The sequence below is a fragment of the Rhodococcus sp. IEGM 1341 genome, assembly GCF_030056895.1.
GTDB lineage: Bacteria > Actinomycetota > Actinomycetes > Mycobacteriales > Mycobacteriaceae > Rhodococcoides.
This window is the reverse complement of the sequence record NZ_JASHKV010000006.1, coordinates 63,767-79,009: the sequence shown is the minus strand read 5'-3', so window position 1 is coordinate 79,009 and position 15,243 is coordinate 63,767. Positions and strand designations below refer to the sequence as shown.

Here is a 15,243-nt window from a genome sequence, read left to right as displayed (position 1 = left end):
CCGCAATGTCAGCGACCGCATACCTCGCTACGCTGCTCGGGTGCAGGGAAACGACGTCGTGAATCCACCTGACCTGGCAGATCGGATTGCCGTGAGGTCGGTTGCTCGGCGTTGGCTGGAGGCGCTTTCCGGGGTTCTTCTCGGCAGCGCCATGGCGGTCTCTGCCCTGTTGTTCACCGTGGCAGCGGTACTCGCCCTCGCGTCGGCGCGTCTCCTCGGCCGGTGGGGAGCGCCGCTGAGGGCTGTAGTCGATGCCGGTGCACTCAGCCTGAGCGAGTGGGAGATTCGGCGAATCACTCGCTTCCACGGCACTATCCACACAGATGTCGCGACTTCTCACCGCTGTCGCTGGTATCTCGGAACACGCTGGACGATAGGGCTACTCGGTATCGGCGTGGTCCTGCTGCTGGTGCTGTGTCTCGTCGTGGCCGGCTCGATGATCTCGGCGTGGGTCCTGAGCGGAAGCTGGGGCCTGATCGAGAACTCCGACCGAGTCGACGGTGGACTCGTGGCGCTGGTGTCGCTGCCCGGGATCCTCTTGATCTTCGTCGCGATCGCTGGGGTAGCAGGGGTGGGATCGTTGGACCGCTGGTTCGCCGTCCAAGTACTCGGCCGACAGTCGGATCGGTTGCTGCACCAGCGGGTTGCCGAGCTGACGAGCAGCCGCGATCACGTGGTCGATGCCATCGACGAGGAACGCCGCCGAATCGAGCGTGACTTGCACGACGGCATACAGCAGCATCTGGTTGCCCTGGGGATGCTCATCGGCCGAGCCCGCCGCGCCGAGAAGCCCGACAAGGTGCGCGAACTCCTTGCCCAGGCCCAGGCCACATCACTCGAGGCGATCAACGAGCTACGCGAGGTCGCCAACCGGGTGTACCCGATCGCGCTCGACAAGGACGGACTGCGCGCATCTGTCGAGGCGATGGCCGAGCGGGTCAGTATTCCCGTCCGACTCACCTACGAACTGACCGACAGGTTGCGACCCGCGGTGGAGTCGGTCCTCTATTTCGTCATCTCGGAGGCCGTCACCAACGCCGCCAAGCATGCGTGCCCGAAATTGTTGGAGGTCAACATCGCTCATCAGAAGTTCGGCCGCGTGCTGGCCACCATCACCGACGACGGACCGGGCGGCGCCGATCCGTCCGGCACCGGCTTGTCCGGGTTGGCCCGCCGTGTCGCAGCCGTCGACGGCACACTGAGCGTGCACAGCCCGGTCGGCGGCCCGACTGTCGTGACGGCGAGCGTGCCGTGCGGGTGATCGTCGCGGAGGACTCGACATTGCTGCGTGAGGGTCTGGTCCGCCTGCTGGTCGACGAAGGCCACGACGTGATCGCGTCTGTGGGCGACGCCGAAGCGCTTCTCACCGCAGTGGAACAGGATCGTCCGGACATTGTCGTCACCGACGTGCGCATGCCTCCGGGTCACAGCGACGAGGGACTGCGGGCAGCGCTGACGATTCGCGATCGATGGCCGGAGGTGGCGGTGCTCGTGCTGTCCCAGTACGTCGAGAACCGTTATGCGGCAGAGCTGATCAGCGGATCCGGCGGCAAGGTCGGGTATCTGCTCAAGGACCGCGTCGCGCAGGTCGACGAATTCTTGGACACCCTGGACAGGGTGGCCGATGGCGGAACGGCCTTCGATCCGGAGGTGGTGCGACAGCTGCTGTCACGTACCAGCCGATCGAATCCGCTCGACCGACTCACTCCGCGCGAGCGCGATGTGCTCGAGCTGATGGCACAGGGGCTGACCAACGCACGAATCGCAGCTGATCTGTACATCTCGGTGAGCTCGGTCGAAAAACACATCAACGCAGTGTTCGACAAACTCGGATTGACGAACTCCATCGGTATGAGCCGCCGCGTGATGGCTGTGGTGGCCTACTTGCGTACGTGATCAGGCGATGCGGGCAGGCGAACCCGACACGATGATCCCGCCGGATTGGGGGATGTCCACCAGGAGCTTGCTGGGCCGGCCTACATGGCTTCCCTGGTGGATGACGATGCCCGCAGGTGGCTGAACCGCATGCGAGCCGCGGAGGTACCCGCCGGTCGCCGCCGCTGCCGCACCTGTCGCCGGGTCCTCCGTGATGGACCCGACCGGGAAGATATTGCGTGCGTGCCATAGCTCGGCGCTCTCCGGCCAGAGGACGATGATCGTCGCTGGCCATCCGTGTTCGTCGAGCACTGCGCGAGCGCGGCCGAGATCGGGGGTGAACCCGTCGAACACGTCCCGACCTTCGAGAACGACGAGGGGATGCCAATTGCCACCGAACGCCTCAGCGGGAACGTAATTGGGATGCAGGTGGTCCGACGTCAGACCGAGAGCACCGAGGACGTCGGCGAGGGCTGTGCCGGACAGCGGGCCCGTACTCGGCTCCACGCTCGTGAACGACACCAGCGGCGCACCATCCGAGCCGATGCTCGTCTCGATCTCGATGTCCCCCACCGGTGTCGCGAAGCGGATCGAGCCGACTCCCTCGATCGCGCTGATCGCTGCGGCTGTTGCGACCGTTGCGTGCCCGCAGAACGGCACCTCGGCGACCGGTGAAAAGTACCGGATATTGCGGTTCCGGTCGCCATCTCCGGGGGTGACGAAGGCCGTCTCCGCGTAGCCGACGTCCGCTGCAATCCTCAGCATGTCGATGTCGTCCAGGCCGCGGGCGTCGAGCACGACTCCTGCCGGGTTACCTCCTGACGGTTCACTGGAGAACGCCGTCCACCGTTGAATGTCGATCTGGGGCATGTGCCGAACGTACCCGCCACCGGGCAGGTCTGGGTCGCAGCGTCGAACGCCCGGTACTCTCTCGCGTCATGAACCTGAAACTGTGTGTGCTGCTGTGGGCGTCGGACGGACAGGAAGACGCACTCACCCGCTACGAAGACACGGTGCTGGAACTGATTCCGAAGTACGGCGGCGAAGTGGTGAGCAGGGTTCGCCGCGTCGACCCGGGCGACGGACCGCTCGAGGTGCAGGTCATACACCTGCCGGACCAATCAGCCTTCGAAGCCTATGTGGAGGACCCCGCGCGGCTTGCGCTCGCCGACGTCCACTGGCGTGCGGTGGCGAGGACCGAGATCATCCACGTGGAGACGATAGTCTAACCAAGCCGTCCATCTGTAGGGGTCCCCGATCCGGAGCACGCCGCCTCGATCATTCGCAAGTTCCACGGAAGCAGCCGTGCCGACGCCGAACTGCCTCGGGTTGCCCATGCTCCCGAACCGGACAGAACCCGCTAGTCTGTTGCCGGAGTCAGCACATCGGGGGTTGCTGACATCGACTTACCGGGGGGTAAATGTTCGAGCATCGCGGCAGTTCGCCGGGGTTGTATGTGCCGCTTCAACCGTCGGAGGGCACTGCCAGCAGGACGGTTGATCTGCGAATCATGCCCGACGGCCGAGTCGGGTTGGCGGCCTACACGTCGCTGACATCATTGGTCCAGAACTGCGGCAACGGACAGCCGTGGGGGCTGGTGGACGAACACGGGCTCGCGGAGATCCACGAGTCGGCCGAAATCGACGTCGTCCTACTCGATGCCGCACTTCCGCTGCCGGACAGACGTATCCGTGTTGCTAGCAGTACACCCGGTACCTACATGACGGATCCGCTCCGATGAGCCTGCCAGGCATCGAGATCGGTGACCTGAACGAACCCGCTCGGATACTGATCGAGAACGCGCAAGCGTTGGACTCCAGTGGCAGCAGCGCACCCGAGGTGCCGAACGCGGGCCCGTCCACCATCTTCGTCGGCGAGGCCATAAGGTCTCTGGCGCAGACGATGTCGGAGCTGATGATCGCCTCGGCTCGCGCAGCCGACGCAGTGCAGGCGTGCGACGAGAACTACGCGACCGCAGAAGACGCGAACACTGCGGCCGTTGTCGATGCAGGTGCACCGGGCGGTCCGCGCTGATGACGATCTACGTGTACCTCGACGTGGACATCGATGCGTGCCGCGAGTGTGCAGCAGCGTTGCGCACGCTGGGCGAGAGTGCAGAAGGCGGATTCGAGAGGTTCCGCGACGCACGCGACCGATCCGAGGACGTGTGGAAGTCCGGTGCCGGAGACAGTTTCCGCGACACGATCTCGACGCTGAGCGTGGCCGCAGAACGGACCGCGGACCGGGCAACAGCGCTGGCGCAGGCACTCGAATCGTTCGCGGACTCGATGCTGACAGCCCGAGAGTCCCTCAACCGAGCGGTCGCCCGAGCCATCGAAGCCGGCATCTGGGTCGGCCCGGATGTCTGCAACGCAACGTGGATCGGCGATCCTGATCCGCTGCCGCCGACGGGACCCTGGTCGATCGAGCAACTGACGACTCAGGCAAACCAGATCGCGGCGTACAACGACGCCGTCGACATGGTGACCGAGGCGCGGACAACCGAGTCGAATGCTCACTCCGCGTTGCAGGCTGCGTTCGAGGACAGCGCGGGCTGGCTGGACCGGCTGCGCAGCTCTGCGCCGTGGATGGCCGCCGGCGGAGCGATCAGCTACCTGGGCACTGCCGCTCAGCAAGCCGATCACTGGGGCGCGATTGCTCAGACCAGGGCTGCGCAACTGGAACGGTTCGTGGCCCTTGCCGCGGAAGCTGCACCAGATTCGGTCACTGCGGCTGCAACGAGAGCGACATCGGCCTTCACACCTGCGGCAGATGATGCAATTCGAGTCGCTGCGCAAAACAGGGCGCTTTTGCCGGGGACTAGCGCTACTACGCTCGGGCGTCTCGCAACTGTTGGACTTCCTTTCGGAGGCAAGGTCGGATCAAAAATCCCGATTGTTGGAATCGGGGTCACCGCAGGCCAAGTCGTCTATGACCTCCAAGATGCTGAAAGCCCGGGAGACGCGGCCAAGATAGTCGCAAAAGACGCTGGGGGTTTCCTCGCAGGTACTGCAGCGACGACTTTGCTACTCGGGAGCGTCGCTGGGGGGCCAGCAACAGTCGCGGCCGTTGGCGTCGGAATTTTGGTCAGCTACGGCGTGGGCGAGCTCATCGAATGGGCCGCCGACTGATGTCGAAATCGCGACGAATTGCGAGGAAGCCAGCTCCGATGCCGAATCCGACGACAGGCGAACCTCGACCACCGACCGCGCACCGAGGTGAGGCACGCGCACATTGGGTGACGATGCCGGGCGACCTCGAAAAAAGCGTTGTGCCACTCCAACACGGCCCAGCATTGGAAGCTTTCGAGGAGCCCCGAGGGACTAAAGTTCTCCAAGCTTGGATGCTGTTCGCGATCTTCTTGCTGGTTTTTGTCGTTCCCTTCCGCGGCTTCGGATGGGCTGACCTTTGGTTTCCGTGGTTCGTGATTCTAGGACTCCCTCTTCTGCACTATCGCAAGTCCCTCGGCGACCGCGTCCTGGCAGGAGCCCGCTGGGTTCAACAGCGCGACCAGTGGATCTCGACCTACGAAATCACCAAAATCCGATCCACCACCGTCGGACTGAACCGAGCATCCAAGATCGAAGACGTCCACGGCAACAAGCTCATCCTCGTACTCCGCGACGCCCAGATGAACCCACTCTTGTGGAACCTCGTCTACAACGGCATCGCTCACTCCGTCGCCTACGGCAATTGCGATATATCGAAAGCGGCACGCCGAATTCTCAAAGTATGAAAACGAAAGCTGGACAATCTTTCCGGGCTGAACAGAAAAGACCGCACATGCGCAGATTTGCTCAACCCGCTCCGATGCCCAACCCGATGACGGGCGAATCGAGGCCACCGTCCGCGCCGCGCACCGAATCCAAGGGTATGCGGATGACACCACCGGGTAGCCCGTCGACCGACATTGTAGTACCCGCGGAAATGGGACCACCCCTCGAATGGTGCGAAGAATCCAAGCACTACCCACTGCAGGGGGCGATCTTCTATCTCTGCCTCTTTGCCGTCAGCGGAACAGTCATCTATCGCGGATTCGACTGGACATCCAACTGGTTTCTGTGGGTCTTCATCACTGTGATCTGCGTGGCGATGTACTTCCATCTGAAGAAGGACCGTGTCATCGCCGGTGCCCGATGGATCCAACAACGTGACGAGTGGGCATCGACCTACGAACTCATCAGAATCCGATCCACCACCGTCGGACTCAATCGCGCCATGTCGATCCGCGACACCCACGGCAACAAATTTGTCCTCGTCCTGAACGCCACACAACAGAACCCACTGCTCTGGAACCTCGTCTACAACGGCATCGCCCATTCCGTCGCCCACGGCAACTGCGACATCTCGAAAGCTGCACGCCGAATTCTTAAGGTCTAGCCGGAGCCTAAGGAGAACCGGACATTAGAGACAGCGCCATCACAATTCGGTTCGTCCGACATCGTTCCTCGGCTGCGGCATCCGTTCCGAGCCGATTCGACTACCAGCGGTCGACGTGCAGCACCGTCTCGATCGGATCACGCGGCGCAACCTTGAAGGTCTCCCCTGTGTAGTACGCCGTGGGGATCAGCGCACCCTGGTGGAAGTCCTCGGGGATGCCGAGCAGTTCGGAGATCTCGGCTTCCTTCGCGAGATGGATTGTCGTCCAAGCTGTTCCGAGGCCACGCGCCCGCGCTGCCAAGGCGTAGTTCCACACCGCGGGCAGCAGTGAGCCCCACAAACCGGCTTGATTGCCGGCCGGAAGGGTCTTGCCGGCCTGGATGCACGGAATCAGCAGCACCGGAACCTCACCCATGTGCTCGCCGAGCCAGCTCGCACTGTCTCCGACGCGCTTCTGGACCGATGCGCGCTCCGGATCGTCAGTGAACAAGGCCGTCGCGGAATGCTTGGACGCCTGATACGCGGCGAACAGCTCGCCGTAGATCGCGCCGATGCGTGCACGAAGATCAGGATCGGTGACGACAATCCACTGCCACCCCTGCTTGTTCGACCCGGACGGAGCCTGCAGAGCGATCTCCAGACATTCCTTGATCAGCTCCATCGGCACCGGCCGCGTCAGATCGAGACGTTTGCGGACGGTGCGCGTGGTGGTCAGCAGCTCGTCGGGAGTCAGGTCGATGATCGGGAAGGAAGTCACTTCTCGATCATGCACCACCGACTGTCAGTCCGGCAGCATCTGTCGGATCACTGCCCAAGCGGACGCGTCGATCCAGGACGGATTCGATTGCTGCGGTGAGCGGAACACCTCGAGCATCGACAGTTCCGCGACAGACTGGATGTCGGACGCGAGAATGGGCTCGTCGAACAGGGCGATGTTCGTCGAGATCTTCCACTGCGGACCCGGGACCGGGGTGCCGGTCAACGTGCCGGCACCCCAGATTCCGCGTCGCGGATGGCTACCGACCCAGAACAACACCGGTTGCCCGGGTGCCATCAGACGCGTTCGATAGTTGTCGGCAACGCACCAGTGCGCGAGCGCTTTCCCTGACGCGACCATCGGTGCCAAGTCGGTCTTGTGCGGATTGCACTTGATCACCCATGCGCCGAAAGTCTGATCAGTTATCGCCCGAGCAGTCACTCGTGCAAGTCTAGGAACTCAGACCACCGCGTCGTTGCCCTGGGCTGCCGAGACCACCAGATTGTTTGCTGTGAGCCCGTTTCCGTTCTTGGCGGCGTCGATCCACTGATCCGTCGTCGCTACCGCCGCGAAGTTCGACTGGTAGAGCACCATCAGCGCCTTGTGCAGTTGTTCGGCCGAGACAGTGCCCGCCTCGTTCGAGAGGTTGATCGCGCCGGTGGCGTCGGACAGGATCTCGACGGTCAGGTCCAGCGCCTCGGCGTCGGCGCTGGAGGCGAGGTCGCAGTTGTTGGTCATGTAACCGACGATCGTGACGGTGTCGATGTTGTTGCCCTGCAACCACTTCGCGACGCCGGTACCGGCGAACACACTGCTGTACTTCTTCTCGACCCGCTCGAACGAGGGCTGCACGACGGCCTGAATATCGGGGTGCAGTTCGTACGTCGGGGTGCCTTTCACGAAAGCCGGTGCGCCGTCCGGCATTTCGTGTTGCACGATGGCCACGGGAATATCCTGCGCCGCGGCAGCTTCGATGGTGCGGACGATGTTGGCCAACGACTCCTCGCGCGGCGGGTACTGAATCTTCAGCACTCCCTCGAAGTATTCCTGCTGGACATCGATGACGATGAGGGCTCTGCGCGGTGCGGTCATGGGCGTTCTCCTTCACGTGGCGTTCTCGGTCGATACCCACACTTCGCCATTGGCCTTGCATCCACGAGTGGCACGGATGCATACTTTCGATGGAATTGCGCCAACCCGCCGATGGGAGTCATATGCGCATCGCGCTGTACGTGTTCGACGGCATGACGATGTTCCATCTCGCCGCCCCACTGATGGTGTTCGGCGAGGTGACTCGGCTTGGACTCGCTCCCGACTGGGAGACGCGCGTGTGGTCCGACGCGCCTGGGCCGATCCGCACCGAGGAGGGCTTCCCTGTAGGCGATATCGCAGGCCCCAGCACCGTCGACTGGGCCGACATCGTCATCGTGACGTCGTGGCCGGAGTCGTTGCCGCACATCGGAAGCGATCTCTCGAACGCACTCCGCGGGGCACATATGCGAGGCGCACAAATTGCGGGTCTGTGCCTCGGCTCCTTCGCCGTGGCCGACACCGGACTGCTGGCCGGCCGCCCCGCCGTCACCCATTGGACAAAGATGACCGAGCTACGGGAGCGAAATGAACACGCCGGCGTCGACGAGTCGGTTCTCTACATCGACCACGGAGACGTGATGACCTCAGCGGGAACCGCGTCGTCGATCGATTCCTGCCTCCACATCGTGCGCAAGCATCTCGGCTCGGCTGCCGCGACGCGGGTGGCGCGCAGTCTGGTGGTCGCACCCCATCGCGACGGCGGTCAAGCGCAGTACATCGAACGACCGGTCATCGAGGCATCGGGAGATACTGCGATCGCGGACGTGCTTCAGTGGGCGTTGGAGCGGCTGGGTGAGCCGTTGCCCATCGAGCGACTGGCAGACCATGCGCGCATGAGCCGTCGCAGCTTCATTCGTCAGTTTCAGCTCGAGACGGGATCCACACCGGCTCGCTGGGTGCTCGACAAACGCCTCGAGGAAGCTCAGAGCCTGCTCGAAACGACCGATCGCAGTATCGAGCACATCGCTGCCCTGTGCGGGTTCGGCAGCGCGGTCACCCTGCGTCAGAACTTCCGCTCGGCCTTCGCAGTGACCCCGACGGCGTATCGACGGCAATTCGCCGTCGGTTGTGCGCCAACGGTTGCGGTCGACAGGCAAGGATGAGCGACGTGATCCTGTGGATAGTTGCCGGCGTCGAGCTCGCCGCCATCATTGCTCTCGGTGTGGTCTTGATCGTCTCGCGTCGAAAGCTCAGCAGCACACGCCGTGCCCTGGACCGTGCGCTTGCCGAATCGCAACAACGGCGTAAGCGACGCGGCCTGGTGCCCTTCGCGATCAGAACCGCCTTCCACACCACGGACTTGCTCATCAACAAGGGCTTCGGCGCGACGGTCCGTAACTCTGTCGAGGATCTCGCCGGCTGGGCCAAGGTGGAACGTCCCGACCTGGCGCGCATGACCGCCGACGGCGACATCGTGGTGATGTTCTCCGACATCGAAGGATCCACCGCACGCAACGAAGAACTCGGTGATCGCGGCTGGGTGAAGCTGCTCGAAAAGCACAACAAGTTGATCTGCAAGTACGTCGCCGATCACGGCGGCCACGTGGTGAAGAGTCAAGGCGACGGCTACATGATCGCCTTCTCCGACCCGGGCCAGGCGGTGCGCTGCGGAGTGAAGGTGCAGGAGGCGCTACTGAAGAACCCCGACCGCTGGGACCGCATCCGCGTCCGAATGGGCGTGCACGTGGGCAGTTCCGTGCGACGCGGCGACGACCTGTTCGGCCTCAACGTGGCCATGGCGGCACGCGTCGCAGGACAGGCCGACGGCGGCGAAATTCTCGTCAGCGAACCGGTGCGCAACGCCATCGGTGCGGCGCACGACCTGAATCTCGGTACGCCCCGCGACGTCGAACTCAAAGGAATGAGCGGGAGCTTCCAACTGTTTCCGGTGGAGCTCCCGGTGCTGCCTAATGCGGAGGTCGCCCTGAACGAATGAATGGTCCATTCACAACGTCTGAGCGCGTGAATGGACCATTCATTCGATGGGGGGTGAGCCAGAGAAACTACTGCTTGGCCGACTCCAGAGCCTCGTTGAAGGTCTTGGACGGGCGCATCACTGCGGCGGTGGCTTCGGGGTCCGGGTAGTAGTAGCCGCCGATGTCGACTGCCGTGCCCTGTACCTCGTTGAGCTCGGCGACGATCTTGTCTTCGTTGTCGGACAGGGTCTTTGCGAGCGCGGCGAAGTGCTTGGCCAGCTCGGTGTCCTCGGTCTGCTCGGCGAGTTCCTGCGCCCAGTAGAGAGCGAGATAGAACTGGCTGCCGCGGTTGTCGAGTTCACCGGTCGAGCGCGAGGGGCCCTTGCTGTTCTCGAGCAGCTTGCCGGTGGCGGAGTCGAGTGCCTTGGCGAGGATGGTCGCCTTGACGTCGCCGGTCTTGGTGCCCAGATCCTCGAGGCTCACTGCCAGAGCCAGGAACTCGCCGAGCGAATCCCAGCGCAGGTGGTTCTCCTCGATGAGCTGCTTGACGTGCTTGGGAGCCGAGCCACCCGCGCCGGTCTCGTAGAGTCCGCCGCCTGCCATCAGGGGAACGATGGAGAGCATCTTGGCGCTGGTGCCGAGCTCGAGGATCGGGAACAGGTCGGTGAGGTAATCACGCAGGATGTTGCCGGTGGCCGAGATGGTGTCGAGTCCGCGGACCAGGCGCTCCATCGTGTATCGGATCGCGCGAACCTGCGACATGATCTGGATGTCGAGGCCCTCTGTGTCGTGATCCTTCAGGTACTTGCGTACCTTGCCGATGAGCTCGTTCTCGTGCGGGCGGTATGGGTCGAGCCAGAAGACGACCGGCATTCCGGACTCACGCGCACGCGTCACCGCGAGCTTGACCCAATCCTGGATCGGGGCATCCTTGACGATGCACAGACGCCAGATGTCGCCCTCTTCGACGGTCTGGGTGAGCAGCACCTCGCCGGTGGCGATATCGGTGATGTTCGCGATGCCCGCCTTCGGCACCTCGAAGGTCTTGTCGTGCGATCCGTACTCCTCGGCCTTCTGCGCCATCAAGCCGACGTTGGGAACGGTGCCCATCGTCGTCGGATCGAACTGACCGTTGGTCTTGCAGAAGTTCACCATCTCCTGGTAGATCCGGGAGAACGTCGACTCGGGGTTGACGGCCTTGGTGTCCTTGGGACGGCCGTCCGCTCCCCACATCTTGCCGCCGGCGCGAATCATCGCCGGCATGGACGCGTCGACGATGACGTCGCTGGGCGAATGGAAGTTCGAGATGCCGCGAGCGGAGTCGACCATCGCGAGCTCCGGGCGGGTCTCGTGACACTTGTGCAGGTCTTCGATGATCTCGTCGCGCTTGGACGCCGGAAGCGTCTCGATCTTGGTGTACAGGTCCGACAAGCCGTTGTTGACGTTGACGCCCAGCTCCTCGAAGAGCTCGTTGTGCTTGGCGAACGCGTCCTTGTAGAACACTCGCACGGCGTGGCCGAACACGATGGGGTGCGATACCCGCATCATCGTCGCCTTGACGTGCAGGGAGAACATGACGCCGGTGTCGTAGGCGTCCTGCATCTCGTGCTCGTAGAAGTCGAGCAGGGCCTTCTTGCTCATGAACATCGAGTCGATGACGTCACCGTCGGTGAGCGAAACCTTCTCCTTGAGGACGATCGGATCGCCGTCGGTGGGCAGCAGTTCCATCTTGATCTCGCGGTCACCGTCGACGACGGTCGACTTCTCACCGTGGTAGAAATCGCCCTCGCGCATGTGCGCAACGTGGGTGCGCGACGCCATCGACCACTCGGTCATGCTGTGCGGGTGCTTGCGGGCGAATTCCTTGACGGCCTTCGGCGCGCGGCGGTCCGAGTTGCCCTCGCGCAGAACCGGATTGACCGCACTGCCGAGGCACTTGGTGTATCGGTCGCGGATTTCGCGCTCTTCGTCGGTCTTCGGATTGCCCGGGAAGTCGGGAATCGCGTAGCCCTTGTCCTGCAACTCCTTGACGGCTGCGATCAACTGCGGCACCGAGGCGCTGATGTTCGGCAGCTTGATGATGTTGGTCTCGGGCAGCTGCGTCAGCTTGCCCAGCTCAGCGAGGTTGTCGGTCACTCGCTGGTCTTCGTTGAGGTAATCGGGGAACTCGGCGAGAACGCGGTTGGCAACGGAGATGTCGCTCGACTCGACGTTGATCTCGGCCGCGCTGGCGAAAGAACGTATGACCGGCAGAAACGCGTGAGTCGCCAGCATGGGCGCCTCGTCGGTCAGGGTATAGATGATGGTCGGCTTCTTCGCAGTCATGTTTCGCCTTTGCCTCAGTTTCAACGTCGTCTTTTGGATGCGTCCACTGTCGACTTTAATCTTTGAACCCGCCGCTGTGCGTCCCAGTGGGGTATCACTCCACCTGCGGTTCCAAGTTACCGACCAGTAGGGCGCTCAAAGGATTTCGCAACGTTCCTCGATCCGCCCCTGACCACCGCCGGAGCATCCGATTTGCCCGAATTGGAACAAGAACCCCCTCCCTGGCCGTTGAACCGATCATGACGACCTACAAGACTGTCAATCCAGCCGACGGCACAACCGTCAAGGAATTCGAAACTCTCGACACGGCCGGCGTCGAGCGCGCACTCTCCGACGCACACGCCGGATTCCAGACGTGGCGCAAAACCTCACCGAAGCACCGCGCGGAAATCCTGCACAAGGTCGCGGACCTCTACACCGAGCGTTCCGAGGAACTGGCCCGAACCATCTCGCTCGAAATGGGCAAGCCACTGACCGAGTCGCAGGGCGAGGTGGAGCTGTCGTCGAACATCTACCGCTACTACGCCGACAACGGCCCCACTCTGCTCGAGGACGAGCAGCTCGACGTGCCCGGCGCGGAAGACACTGTGCTGCAGCGTAAGCCGGTCGGTGCCCTCGTCGGCGTCATGCCGTGGAACTTCCCCTACTACCAGGTGGCCCGGTTCGCAGGCCCGAACCTGATGGTGGGCAACACGATTCTGCTCAAGCACGCACCGAACTGCCCGCAGTCGGCACTGCTGATGGAAGAGATCTTCCAGCAGGCCGGACTCCCCCAGGACGCGTACATCAACATCTTCGCGACCAACGAGCAGATCGCCGACATGATCGCCGATCCACGCGTGCAGGGCGTCTCGCTCACCGGTAGCGAGCGTGCCGGAACCTCCGTCGCCGAAACCGCAGGACGCAACCTCAAGAAGGTCGTCCTCGAACTGGGCGGATCGGACGTGTTCATCATGCTCGACTCCGACGACATGGACGCAACAGTCGAGTCCGCAACCCGGGCGCGGCTGTCCAACGCAGGTCAGGCCTGCAACGCCGCCAAGCGGATCCTCGTCGCCGAGCAGTACTACGACGACTTCGTCACCAAGCTCATCGCATCCTTCGAGGCCGTGCAGACCGGCGACCCGTTGGACGCGAACACCACCCTCGGACCGCTGTCGTCGCAGACCGCAGCCGACACGTTGATCGAGCAGATCGACGACGCCGTCGCCAAGGGTGCGACTCTGCTGACCGGCGGCAAGAAGATCGACGGGCCGGGTGCATTCGTGCAGCCGACACTTCTGACCGACGTCACCCCGGACATGCGGGCGTACAGCGAAGAGCTGTTCGGACCAGCCGGCGTGATCTACAAGGTCGAAAGCCCGCAGCAGGCAATCGAATTGGCGAACTCCTCCCCGTACGGCCTGAGCGGCTCGGTGTGGAGCACCGATCTGGACAAGGCCCGCGATGTGGCCGAGCAGCTCGAGGTCGGCATGGCCTTCGTCAACGAGCACGGCACCACCCTGCCCGGCCTACCGTTCGGCGGAGTCAAGCGCTCCGGCGTCGGCCGTGAGCTGGGACCGTGGGGCATGGACGAGTTCGTGAACAAGAAGCTGGTACGCGTCTCCGCGAAGTAAGCGGTACCGACGATGCTCCCCGGGCGCGCCGCCCGGGGAGTTTCGTCGTCCGGGGCATGGTCATACTGTCCCGATGATCGTCGAACACGCCCTGCTGCATGTCATTTCCCACCGCACCGAGGAATTCGAGGGCGCCTTCGCCGCCGCGAAATCGATCATCTCCTCGATGCCGGGGTTCGTGAACCTGACCCTCTCGCGGGGCATCGAGCAGCCGAATACGTATCTGCTGCTGGTGGAGTGGGAACGCCTCGAAGACCACACCCAGGGCTTCAGACAGTCCGACGAGTACCAGGAGTGGAAGACGCTGCTGCATCACTTCTACGAGCCGTTTCCCGTCGTCTCGCATTTCGACCCGATAGAGAACGCGTAGGAGATAGGTTCGAGTTTCGTCCCCACCGCCGTCTCGAGGAGTCACCCGTGGCCAATGCTTCGTCGTTCGTATCCAAGCAGGACGACACCGAGATCAGCACCTACACCTGGACGACCTCGGCCGATCCGGTCCGCGGCGTCGTGCAGATCGCGCACGGACTCGCCGAGCACGGCAGCCGCTACGCCCGATTCGCCGCGGCCCTGAACGACGCCGGATTCCACGTCGTCGCGTCCGATCATCGCGGCCACGGACAGTCGATCGTCGACACCCCCGGCGATTTCGGTGCCGCCGCATTCGCCGGATTGTGGGCCGACATCGAGCAGTTGGGCGAATCGTTGCTGACCGAGTACCAGGACCTGCCACTGTTCCTGTTCGCGCATTCGATGGGTTCGTTTGCCGCGCAGCATGTTCTGATCGAACGATCCGACCTGTACGAGGGTGTGGTGCTGTCGGGATCGACGACCTTGAACATCCTCGCGGCCGGGATGGCCGATGCCCCTGCGGGCGATCTGAGCGTGTTCAACGCCGCCTTCGAGCATCGCACCGGATACGAGTGGCTCACCCGCGACGAGGCAGAAGTGGACGCGTACGTCGCCGATCCTCTGTGCGGGTTCGACCTCCCGGAGTCGACGGTCCCCGCGTTGTTCGGTGAGGCCGACAAACTGGCCGACCCGCACAATCTCGAGCAGATTCGCTCGGACCTCCCGCTGCTCATCACCTCGGGAACCGACGACCCGCTCGCCGGCGGCGGACAGTTGATCGAGACTCTCGCCGCCCGGTACCGCGAGGCCGGGATGAGCGACGTGACCGTCACCCTCTACCCCGGCGCGCGCCACGAAATCCTCAACGAGACCAACCGGGACGAGATCACCGCGGACATCATCGGCTGGCTCGCCGACCGCGCCGGATAGA

General features: G+C 63.4%; 18 protein-coding genes. 13 read left to right on the top strand and 5 right to left on the bottom strand.

The window, feature by feature from the left end; all coding sequences use genetic code 11:
- Positions 1-58: 58 nt before the first annotated feature.
- Together QM615_RS15135 and QM615_RS15130 are read left to right on the top strand one after the other, a co-directional pair.
- Positions 59-1,261, top strand: a complete 1,203-nt coding sequence (locus tag QM615_RS15135) for a sensor histidine kinase (RefSeq protein ID WP_283347563.1) — start codon at positions 59-61, stop codon at positions 1,259-1,261.
- Positions 1,252-1,896, top strand: coding sequence for a response regulator (locus QM615_RS15130; protein WP_283347562.1), 645 nt, complete (start codon positions 1,252-1,254; stop codon positions 1,894-1,896). Before QM615_RS15135 ends, QM615_RS15130 begins: the two co-directional genes overlap by 10 nt.
- Here the strand turns inward: QM615_RS15130 and QM615_RS15125 are convergent, their stop codons facing one another.
- Complete coding sequence (locus tag QM615_RS15125) at positions 1,897-2,745, bottom strand: PhzF family phenazine biosynthesis protein (protein WP_283347561.1); 849 nt, start codon at positions 2,743-2,745, stop codon at positions 1,897-1,899.
- Between the two features lie 68 nt (positions 2,746-2,813).
- On the opposite strand from QM615_RS15125, the gene QM615_RS15120 reads away from it, so the two are divergent.
- From QM615_RS15120 to QM615_RS15095, 6 genes are all read left to right on the top strand, one after another.
- Entirely contained in the window at positions 2,814-3,104 is a 291-nt protein-coding gene (locus tag QM615_RS15120; RefSeq protein ID WP_283347560.1) for a hypothetical protein, read from the top strand.
- Between the two features lie 281 nt (positions 3,105-3,385).
- Positions 3,386-3,616 carry an SAV_915 family protein gene (locus QM615_RS15115; protein WP_283347559.1) on the top strand — a complete coding sequence of 77 codons (231 nt, stop codon included), beginning with the start codon at positions 3,386-3,388 and terminating at the stop codon, positions 3,614-3,616.
- Entirely contained in the window at positions 3,613-3,909 is a 297-nt protein-coding gene (locus QM615_RS15110; RefSeq protein WP_283347558.1) for a hypothetical protein, read from the top strand. Before QM615_RS15115 ends, QM615_RS15110 begins: the two co-directional genes overlap by 4 nt.
- The gene (locus tag QM615_RS15105; protein ID WP_283347557.1) at positions 3,909-5,006 is read left to right on the top strand and encodes a hypothetical protein; all 1,098 of its coding nucleotides are present in this window, start codon (positions 3,909-3,911) and stop codon (positions 5,004-5,006) included. Before QM615_RS15110 ends, QM615_RS15105 begins: the two co-directional genes overlap by 1 nt.
- A gap of 113 nt (positions 5,007-5,119) precedes the next feature.
- The gene (locus QM615_RS15100; protein WP_283347556.1) at positions 5,120-5,611 is read left to right on the top strand and encodes a hypothetical protein; all 492 of its coding nucleotides are present in this window, start codon (positions 5,120-5,122) and stop codon (positions 5,609-5,611) included.
- Positions 5,612-5,802: 191 nt separating this feature from the next.
- Positions 5,803-6,255: a hypothetical protein gene (locus QM615_RS15095; RefSeq protein ID WP_283347555.1), complete on the top strand. Its 453-nt coding sequence runs from the start codon at positions 5,803-5,805 to the stop codon at positions 6,253-6,255.
- 100 nt (positions 6,256-6,355) lie between these two features.
- Here QM615_RS15095 and QM615_RS15090 read toward each other — a convergent pair whose 3' ends face one another.
- Genes QM615_RS15090 through QM615_RS15080 form a run of 3 tightly spaced genes read right to left on the bottom strand, consistent with a single transcriptional unit; the run spans position 6,356 to position 8,104 of the window.
- Positions 6,356-7,012 (bottom strand): nitroreductase family protein, encoded by a 657-nt coding sequence (locus tag QM615_RS15090; protein WP_283347554.1) that lies wholly within the window; start codon positions 7,010-7,012, stop codon positions 6,356-6,358.
- Positions 7,013-7,036: 24 nt separating this feature from the next.
- Positions 7,037-7,453 (bottom strand): hypothetical protein, encoded by a 417-nt coding sequence (locus QM615_RS15085; RefSeq protein ID WP_283347553.1) that lies wholly within the window; start codon positions 7,451-7,453, stop codon positions 7,037-7,039.
- Between the two features lie 18 nt (positions 7,454-7,471).
- Positions 7,472-8,104 carry an isochorismatase family protein gene (locus QM615_RS15080; protein WP_283347552.1) on the bottom strand — a complete coding sequence of 211 codons (633 nt, stop codon included), beginning with the start codon at positions 8,102-8,104 and terminating at the stop codon, positions 7,472-7,474.
- A 122-nt stretch (positions 8,105-8,226) separates the two neighbouring features.
- Between QM615_RS15080 and QM615_RS15075 the strand changes: the two genes are divergently transcribed.
- Entirely contained in the window at positions 8,227-9,207 is a 981-nt protein-coding gene (locus tag QM615_RS15075) for a GlxA family transcriptional regulator (protein ID WP_283347667.1), read from the top strand.
- Entirely contained in the window at positions 9,204-10,040 is an 837-nt protein-coding gene (locus tag QM615_RS15070) for an adenylate/guanylate cyclase domain-containing protein (RefSeq protein WP_283347551.1), read from the top strand. The genes QM615_RS15075 and QM615_RS15070 overlap by 4 nt, the downstream gene beginning before the upstream one ends.
- Positions 10,041-10,107: 67 nt before the next feature.
- Here the strand turns inward: QM615_RS15070 and QM615_RS15065 are convergent, their stop codons facing one another.
- Entirely contained in the window at positions 10,108-12,345 is a 2,238-nt protein-coding gene (locus tag QM615_RS15065; RefSeq protein ID WP_283347550.1) for an NADP-dependent isocitrate dehydrogenase, read from the bottom strand.
- 239 nt (positions 12,346-12,584) lie between these two features.
- Between QM615_RS15065 and QM615_RS15060 the strand changes: the two genes are divergently transcribed.
- The 3 genes from QM615_RS15060 to QM615_RS15050 all read left to right on the top strand — a co-directional run bounded on the left by QM615_RS15060 (position 12,585) and on the right by QM615_RS15050 (position 15,242).
- The gene (locus tag QM615_RS15060; protein WP_283347549.1) at positions 12,585-13,961 is read left to right on the top strand and encodes an NAD-dependent succinate-semialdehyde dehydrogenase; all 1,377 of its coding nucleotides are present in this window, start codon (positions 12,585-12,587) and stop codon (positions 13,959-13,961) included.
- A gap of 73 nt (positions 13,962-14,034) precedes the next feature.
- Positions 14,035-14,331 (top strand): antibiotic biosynthesis monooxygenase family protein, encoded by a 297-nt coding sequence (locus QM615_RS15055; protein ID WP_283347548.1) that lies wholly within the window; start codon positions 14,035-14,037, stop codon positions 14,329-14,331.
- Between the two features lie 47 nt (positions 14,332-14,378).
- On the top strand, positions 14,379-15,242 hold the full coding sequence (locus QM615_RS15050) for an alpha/beta fold hydrolase (RefSeq protein ID WP_283347547.1): 864 nt from the start codon (positions 14,379-14,381) through the stop codon (positions 15,240-15,242).
- The last annotated feature ends 1 nt before the right edge of the window (position 15,243 follow it).

Bases quoted from the DNA above. Each gene is read 5' to 3' on its own strand.
- QM615_RS15125 (WP_283347561.1), bottom strand. From the start codon at position 2,745: ATGCCCCAGATCGACATTCAACGGTGGACGGCGTTCTCCAGTGAACCG.
- QM615_RS15120 (WP_283347560.1), top strand. From the start codon at position 2,814: ATGAACCTGAAACTGTGTGTGCTGCTGTGGGCGTCGGACGGACAGGAA.
- QM615_RS15115 (WP_283347559.1), top strand. From the start codon at position 3,386: ATGCCCGACGGCCGAGTCGGGTTGGCGGCCTACACGTCGCTGACATCA.
- QM615_RS15110 (WP_283347558.1), top strand. From the start codon at position 3,613: ATGAGCCTGCCAGGCATCGAGATCGGTGACCTGAACGAACCCGCTCGG.
- QM615_RS15105 (WP_283347557.1), top strand. From the start codon at position 3,909: ATGACGATCTACGTGTACCTCGACGTGGACATCGATGCGTGCCGCGAG.
- QM615_RS15100 (WP_283347556.1), top strand. From the start codon at position 5,120: ATGCCGGGCGACCTCGAAAAAAGCGTTGTGCCACTCCAACACGGCCCA.
- QM615_RS15095 (WP_283347555.1), top strand. From the start codon at position 5,803: ATGGGACCACCCCTCGAATGGTGCGAAGAATCCAAGCACTACCCACTG.
- QM615_RS15080 (WP_283347552.1), bottom strand. From the start codon at position 8,104: ATGACCGCACCGCGCAGAGCCCTCATCGTCATCGATGTCCAGCAGGAA.
- QM615_RS15075 (WP_283347667.1), top strand. From the start codon at position 8,227: ATGCGCATCGCGCTGTACGTGTTCGACGGCATGACGATGTTCCATCTC.
- QM615_RS15070 (WP_283347551.1), top strand. From the start codon at position 9,204: ATGAGCGACGTGATCCTGTGGATAGTTGCCGGCGTCGAGCTCGCCGCC.
- QM615_RS15065 (WP_283347550.1), bottom strand. From the start codon at position 12,345: ATGACTGCGAAGAAGCCGACCATCATCTATACCCTGACCGACGAGGCG.
- QM615_RS15060 (WP_283347549.1), top strand. From the start codon at position 12,585: ATGACGACCTACAAGACTGTCAATCCAGCCGACGGCACAACCGTCAAG.
- QM615_RS15055 (WP_283347548.1), top strand. From the start codon at position 14,035: ATGATCGTCGAACACGCCCTGCTGCATGTCATTTCCCACCGCACCGAG.